Origin of the sequence: Nostocoides vanveenii (assembly GCF_039531165.1) — a bacterium.
Taxonomy (GTDB): Bacteria; Actinomycetota; Actinomycetes; order Actinomycetales; family Dermatophilaceae; genus Nostocoides_A; species Nostocoides_A vanveenii.
Genome location: NZ_BAAAPN010000001.1, coordinates 43761 through 50092 on the forward strand (window position 1 = coordinate 43761; position 6332 = coordinate 50092).

Consider the following 6332-nt stretch of genomic DNA (forward strand, 5'->3'; position numbering starts at 1 on the left):
CAAACGCCGACTTTGTCCGCTAGCGTTGCGATATATCAGCCCGATATATCGAGAGGAGACATGATGACAACCCGCCGCCAGCTATTGCTGGAGTTCGCCGTGCTCGGTCTCCTCCACGAGGGTCCCCAGCACGGGTACGAGTTGCGCAAGCGGCTCAACCTTGCGCTCGGCCCCTTCCGGGCGCTCTCCTTCGGGACGCTCTACCCCGCGCTGCGCGCGCTCGTCGCGCACGGCTATCTCAGCGAGAGCGCCGACCCGGCGTCCGCGCCCGCGAGCCGCCGGCCCCGGATCACCTACGAACTGACCGACGCCGGGCGCACCCGCTTCGGCGCTCTCACCGCGCGCGTCGACCCCGATGCGTATGACGACGAGGGCTTCGAGCTGCGCGTCGCCTTCTTCGGGCGCACCGAGTCCACGGCGCGGCTGCGCATCCTCGAGGGCCGCCGCGCCCGTCTGGAGGAGCGGTTGGCCGCCCTGCGGGCAACCAACCGCGAGCGCACGACCCGGGACAGCTGGAGCATCGCTGTCACGCGGCATACGGAAGAGCAGATCGAGCGCGACCTGCGCTGGCTCGGTGACCTGATCACCGCCGAACGCGGCGCACCCGCCCGCCCCGGCACGCTGACCGACCCCAACCACCCGGCGTTCACGCCACCCGGCCGACTCGGCCGCTAACCATCACCGAAATAAGGAGCACCCTGATGGGTTCCATTCGCGTCGCCATCGTCGGCGTCGGCAACTGCGCGAGTTCCCTCGTGCAGGGCGTCCACTACTACCGCGATGCCGACCCGGCCGGCACCGTCCCCGGGCTCATGCACGTGCAGTTCGGCCCGTATCACGTCAATGACGTCGAGTTCGTCGCCGCGTTCGACGTCGACGACAAGAAGGTCGGCAAGGACCTCGCCGAGGCGATCAACTCCTCCGAGAACAACACCATCACCATCGCCGAGGTCCCCACCACCGGTGTGACGGTCCAGCGCGGCCACACCCTCGACGGGCTCGGCAAGTACTACCGCCTGACCATCGACGAAAGCCCGGCCGAGCCGGTCGACGTCGTCGCCGCTCTGCGCGAGGCCCAAGTCGACGTGCTCGTCTCCTACCTGCCGGTGGGCTCGGAGGAGGCCGACAAGTTCTACGCCCAGTGCGCGATCGACGCGGGCGTCGCCTTCGTCAACGCCCTGCCGGTCTTCATCGCGAGCGACCCCGAGTGGGCCGCGAAGTTCGAGGCCGCCGGCGTGCCGATCATCGGCGACGACATCAAGTCCCAGGTCGGCGCGACCATCACCCACCGCGTGATGGCCAGGCTCTTCGAGGACCGCGGCGTGGTGCTGGACCGGACCTATCAGCTCAACGTCGGCGGCAATATGGACTTCAAGAACATGCTCGAGCGCGAGCGCCTGGAGTCCAAGAAGGTCTCCAAGACCCAGGCCGTCACCTCCAACCTCACCGGCCCGCTGGCCGGCAAGAAGGAGGACCGCAATGTGCACATCGGCCCGTCCGACTATGTCGCCTGGCTCGATGACCGCAAGTGGGCCTATGTCCGCCTCGAGGGTCGCGCCTTCGGCGACGTCCCGCTGAACCTCGAATACAAGCTCGAGGTCTGGGACTCCCCGAACTCCGCCGGCATCATCATCGACGCCATCCGCGCCGCCAAGATCGCCAAGGACCGCGGCATCGGCGGCGCCCTGCTCTCCGCCAGCTCCTACCTGATGAAGTCCCCGCCGGAGCAGCGCGAGGACACCGAGGGCCGTCGCCGGCTCGAGGCCTTCATCGCCGGCGACGAGGCGCGTTGACGCGCACCTGACCGCCGAAGGTGAGGGGGCGGCATACGGCCCGATTGCCGTATGCCCCCACCTCACCTTCTGCAGGTCAGCCCAGGCCCGCGCACTGACCGGACAGGGCGCCGCCAGCGGTGTTGCCGGACCCGGTCGGGGCGACGAGATTCATTGTGCAGTTGGCATTGCCGCCGATGGTGTTGGTCGAGACGTTTAGCACCTTGGCCACGGTGTTGCCCTTGATCAGCAGGCCGCCCTTCATGGTGTTGTCACGCAGCCGGATCGCGGCCGAGGTGTTGCTCATGACCTCGATGTTGTTGCCGGCCCGGTTGTCGAAGACACCGATCCGGTTGTGGTTGTTGTGCAGGATGATGTTGTTCTTGATCGTCATCTGGCAGATGCCGATCGGCCCGTAGTTGTTCTGCAGGTTGATATTCCCGCCCGCATTCGGGTCGACCTTGCACCCGTCATTGCCGATGATGATCTCCTTCGCCGTGCGACGGAAGTGGATCTGTCCCCACACATCCGTGTCGATGATGTGCACGCGCATCGCCTGCTGGCCGAAGACATTGCCCTTGATCATCGCGTCGGCAGTCATCAAGGTCGAGCCGATGCCGACCTTGACATTGCCTTTGACCTGCGCCCCGTCCAGCGTGCAGGTCTCGCCGTCGGGCACGACGATCGCGGGGTAGGTCCCCGTCAGCGTGCCGTGCAGGTCTCGGCGACCGCGGCCGACGCTGTTCCGGCTCCGATCCCCGTCGCGAGCGCGGCCGCCCCGATGACGCCGAATGCCGTGCCGCGGATGAATTTCTGTATGGCCATGTGCTGCCTCCCCAAATTGCCCCACCTGCTCGGCGGGCGGCACGAGATGAGCGCCTGGCTGACCGAGCGCGGACTGCCCTATCGGGCGAGGCGTGTGCTTTTGACAATAGAGCCGTTCGTGGTGCTCCCGCGGGGAAATCCCGACCAAAAGTAGCCAGAAAACTTAGGGCGTCCATGGAGAGCGAATCGCCGCTCGCGTGCCGCGCGAGCGGCGATTCGCCTGATGTGCCCGTGCCAGAACGTCGTTCCGGGCTCTGGCCTACTTGAGGTAGGTCGCGAGCTTTGCCTCGACATTGGTGGACACGCTGGCCGGGCCACCGAGCAGGACGATGTTCGTCGGCGCCAGGCGCTTGAGCTCCGCGTCGACGGAGGCCGGGATCGCGTCGGTGTCGACGAGCAGGACCGGTCCCTTGTTCTTGCCGGCCACCGGGGCGCCGGACAGGGCGTCGGCAAAGACGCGGCCGGAGGCGACATACACGGTGTTGACGCCGGGAGCGTAGGCGTTCGAGGAGATCGTCGCCGACGTCGAGAAGCGATCGGGGCCGGCCCAGCGCGAGACGCCGCCGGTGGTGTAGCGGGTCAGGAAGGAGTAGGTGTCCTGGTCGATGGTGTTCTCGCCGCCGAGCACGACGATGCTCTTGGACTGCAGCCGCTCGAGCTCCTTCTTCACCACGCCGGGCACGCCGTCGTGCTCAATGAGAAGAACCGGTCCGGGCGTCTTGCCCGCCACCGGGGCGCCGGAGAGGGCGTCCGGGAAGACCTCGCCCGAGGCGACGAAGGTGACATCGGGGCCGGGCGCGAAGTTCAACTCCGAGATATTCGCCGACGCGGAGTAGCGCGTCTGGCCGGCGATGCGCGAGACCTCACCGGTGGTCAACGTGCGCAGCGTGTTCATGACCGCGCCGCTGACCGAGTTGGTGCCGCCGAGCACCACGATGTTCTTCGGCGCCAGGCGGGTCAACTCGGCGATGACCGAGTCCGGGACATAGTCCGGACGGGTCAACAGCACCGGGCCGCCGTCGCGCCCGGCGACCGGCGCACCGGAGAGCGCGTCGGTGAAGACCAGCCCCGACGTAACGTATGCCGTGGCCACCCCCGGCGCGTAGTTCGCCTTGGAGATATTGGCCGAGGCCTCGTAGCGGTCGGCACCCGCGATGCGGGTGACCGTGCCGGCCGACTGGGAGGCGTTCGCGGTGCTCGCGAGGCTGGGGCCGGCGACGAGAGCGCCGACGACAGCCGCGGCAGCGAGCGCCGAGCGGCGCGTGGTCATAAGGGTCATGGACGGTTACTCCTTTTGCGAGGTGGCGACACCGGACGGTGCGCCGACGGTGAACGTCAGGACACGACGTAGTTGCCGAGTTCCGCTTCGAGCGAGGTGCTGATCGAGGCCGGACCGCCGAGGACGACGATCTTGTGCGGGCGCAACCGCAACAGCTCTGAACGGATCGAGCTGGGGATCGAGTCGGTGCCGACAAGCAGCATCGGGCCCTTGTTCTTGCCGGCCACCGGGGCGCCAGAGAGGGCATCGGCAAAGACCTGGCCATAGGCGACATAGGCCACCGAGACGCCGGGAGCGAAGGACTCCGCGGAGATCTGCGCCGACGCTTCGTAGCGGTCGGCACCAAACCAGCGCGGCACCCAGCTGCCGGTGAAGGTGGTCAGCTGGGCCAGCACGGCGTCGGACACCGAGTTCGGGCCACCGAGCACGACGACCCGCTTGGGGTTGAGGCGGTCCAGCTCGTCCAGAATCGACTGGGGAAGGTGATCGTCCGATGTCAGGAGCATCGGCGAGGACGCGATCCCGGCCACGGGTGCACCCGAGAGCGCATCGGCGAACACCTGACCCGAGGAGACGAAGGCGGTGTTGACGCCCGGGCTGAAGGAGGACTGGCTGATCTGCGCGGACGCGTCATACCGGTCGGCACCCATCCACCGCTCGACCGAACCGGAGGTGTAGGACTTCAGTTGGTTCTCGACCGCGTCGGAAATGGAGTTCGGGCCACCGAGCACGACGATCTTGCGCGGCGCGAGGCGGCTCAACTCCGCCGTGATCGCACTGGGGATCTCGGTCGAACGCACGAGCAGCATCGGACCCCCGTCCCGCGCGGCCACGGGAGCACCGGACAGCGCGTCGGTAAAGATCGCCCCGGAGGCGACGAAGGCGACAGCCACGCCGGGCGCATAGTTCGCCTTGGAGATATTGGCCGACGCCTCATAGCGGTCGGCGCCCGAGAGTCGCTCGACGCCGGAGACCTTGGCCGGTGCGGCTCCCTGCACCGTCGCCGCAGAGCTCGTCATGGCCGGCACCAGCGCCACTGCCCCCATCGTCGCCAGGGCCAACGCTCCGCGACGCAAGACTGCAATACCCATCAGTTCTGACTCCTCGACCTTCTCGGCGCTGACCCTCAGCACACATCGCCCAGGGCAGGGTAACCAACTCCACTGATATCGGCACGTCCGGGGAAGCAGTGGGCGGTCAGGCGCCGCTGTCCTGCACTTCGAGGACGATCACGCTGACGTTGTCGTGGCCCCCGCCCGCGAGCGCGGCCTGGACCAGTGCGTCGGCTGCGTCCTGGGCATTCGCGGCCGTGTGCAGGATCCAGAACAGGTCGTCCGGGGCGACATCATCGGTCAATCCGTCCGAGCACAGCAGCAGCCGGTCGCCGCTGGTCAGGTCGAGTCGTTCGTGATCGACATCGACCCCGGGGCGGGCGCCGAGGCTGCGCGTGACGATGTGGCGCATGGGGTGCACGGCGGCTTCGTCCGGCGCGAGCATGCCGAGCGTGACCATGTCCTGAACCTCGGTATGGTCGATCGTCACCTGCCGGAACTCGCCATCGTGCGCCAGCAGGACCCGCGAGTCGCCGACATTGAAGGCCACCCAGCTGCCGTCGGCAAGGGCGGCGACACCGGTCAGCGTCGTGCCCATCCCGCGCTGGCCGGGCAGCAGGCCCCCGTCCCACACCCGCCGATTGGCTTCCTCGATGGACGCGACGACATCGCCCGCCTCGAGCTCACGACCGGCTAGTTCACGCAGGGTGTCGATGGCCAGCGCACTGGCCACCTCGCCCGCAGCGTGCCCGCCCATCCCGTCGGCCACCGCGAAGATCGGGTAGGCCGCGAGCGAGGCGTCCTCGTTCTGCGCGCGCACCAACCCCACGTGGGTTGCCTGGCCGACCTCGATCACGAGTCGTAATCTCCCACATTGGCCAGGTCATTGGCCAAGCAGCCCCCAAGGCTCGGGGTCAGGGCAGGAAGCTCCCGAGGGCCGCGCGGACGTTCTCGCTGACCGTTGCGGGCCCGCCGAGGATGACGATCCGGTGCGGCTGCAGCCGGGCGATCTCGTTCTCCACGGTGCGCGGGAGTTCGAAGGTGTCGACCAAGAGAACCGGGCCCCGCGTCATACCGGCCACCGGCGCGCCCGGAAGGGCGTCGGAGAACACGCGGCCCGAAGCGACATAGAGAACAGCAACGCCCGGGCCGTAATTCCCCGCCGAGATCTCCGCCGACGTGGCGAAGCGGTCGGGGCCGCTCCAGCGGACGACGGCGCCGGTGGTGAAGGTCTGCAGTTTGGTTAGCACATTGGGCGTGACCGTGGTCGGTCCACCCAGGACGACGATCCGTCCCGGCTTAAGAGATCGCGCGGATAGGTCAGGGTCGTCGGGTGGGTCGGGTGTCCCAGCGGTGGGTCGTCCAGGCTCGGCGGAGCAGGCTTCGGGTGATGATGACCGCGTT

8 protein-coding genes are annotated in these 6332 nt (G+C 67.9%); 2 read left to right on the forward strand and 6 right to left on the reverse strand.

Annotation, left to right across the window (positions count from 1 at the left end; translation table 11 throughout):
- Positions 1-63: 63 nt before the first annotated feature.
- Positions 64-675: a PadR family transcriptional regulator gene (locus ABD209_RS00200; protein WP_344060378.1), complete on the forward strand. Its 612-nt coding sequence runs from the start codon at positions 64-66 to the stop codon at positions 673-675.
- Positions 676-701: 26 nt separating this feature from the next.
- On the forward strand, positions 702-1793 hold the full coding sequence (locus tag ABD209_RS00205) for an inositol-3-phosphate synthase (RefSeq protein WP_344060381.1): 1092 nt from the start codon (positions 702-704) through the stop codon (positions 1791-1793).
- 76 nt (positions 1794-1869) lie between these two features.
- On the opposite strand, the gene ABD209_RS00210 is transcribed toward ABD209_RS00205, so the two are convergent.
- The 6 genes from ABD209_RS00210 to ABD209_RS00235 all read right to left on the reverse strand — a co-directional run bounded on the left by ABD209_RS00210 (position 1870) and on the right by ABD209_RS00235 (position 6178).
- On the reverse strand, positions 1870-2451 hold the full coding sequence (locus ABD209_RS00210) for a hypothetical protein (protein ID WP_344060384.1): 582 nt from the start codon (positions 2449-2451) through the stop codon (positions 1870-1872).
- Positions 2452-2474: 23 nt separating this feature from the next.
- Positions 2475-2597: a hypothetical protein gene (locus tag ABD209_RS00215; protein ID WP_344060387.1), complete on the reverse strand. Its 123-nt coding sequence runs from the start codon at positions 2595-2597 to the stop codon at positions 2475-2477.
- A 259-nt stretch (positions 2598-2856) separates the two neighbouring features.
- On the reverse strand, positions 2857-3876 hold the full coding sequence (locus ABD209_RS00220; protein ID WP_344060389.1) for a cell wall-binding repeat-containing protein: 1020 nt from the start codon (positions 3874-3876) through the stop codon (positions 2857-2859).
- Between the two features lie 56 nt (positions 3877-3932).
- The gene (locus tag ABD209_RS00225) at positions 3933-4967 is read right to left on the reverse strand and encodes a cell wall-binding repeat-containing protein (protein WP_344060392.1); all 1035 of its coding nucleotides are present in this window, start codon (positions 4965-4967) and stop codon (positions 3933-3935) included.
- A gap of 106 nt (positions 4968-5073) precedes the next feature.
- Entirely contained in the window at positions 5074-5784 is a 711-nt protein-coding gene (locus ABD209_RS00230) for a PP2C family protein-serine/threonine phosphatase (protein ID WP_344060395.1), read from the reverse strand.
- 58 nt (positions 5785-5842) lie between these two features.
- Entirely contained in the window at positions 5843-6178 is a 336-nt protein-coding gene (locus tag ABD209_RS00235; protein ID WP_344060404.1) for a cell wall-binding repeat-containing protein, read from the reverse strand.
- Positions 6179-6332: the final 154 nt, after the last annotated feature.

Bases quoted from the DNA above. Each gene is read 5' to 3' on its own strand.
- ABD209_RS00200 (WP_344060378.1), top strand. From the start codon at position 64: ATGACAACCCGCCGCCAGCTATTGCTGGAGTTCGCCGTGCTCGGTCTC.
- ABD209_RS00225 (WP_344060392.1), bottom strand. From the start codon at position 4,967: ATGGGTATTGCAGTCTTGCGTCGCGGAGCGTTGGCCCTGGCGACGATG.
- ABD209_RS00215 (WP_344060387.1), bottom strand. From the start codon at position 2,597: ATGGCCATACAGAAATTCATCCGCGGCACGGCATTCGGCGTCATCGGG.
- ABD209_RS00205 (WP_344060381.1), top strand. From the start codon at position 702: ATGGGTTCCATTCGCGTCGCCATCGTCGGCGTCGGCAACTGCGCGAGT.
- ABD209_RS00220 (WP_344060389.1), bottom strand. From the start codon at position 3,876: ATGACCCTTATGACCACGCGCCGCTCGGCGCTCGCTGCCGCGGCTGTC.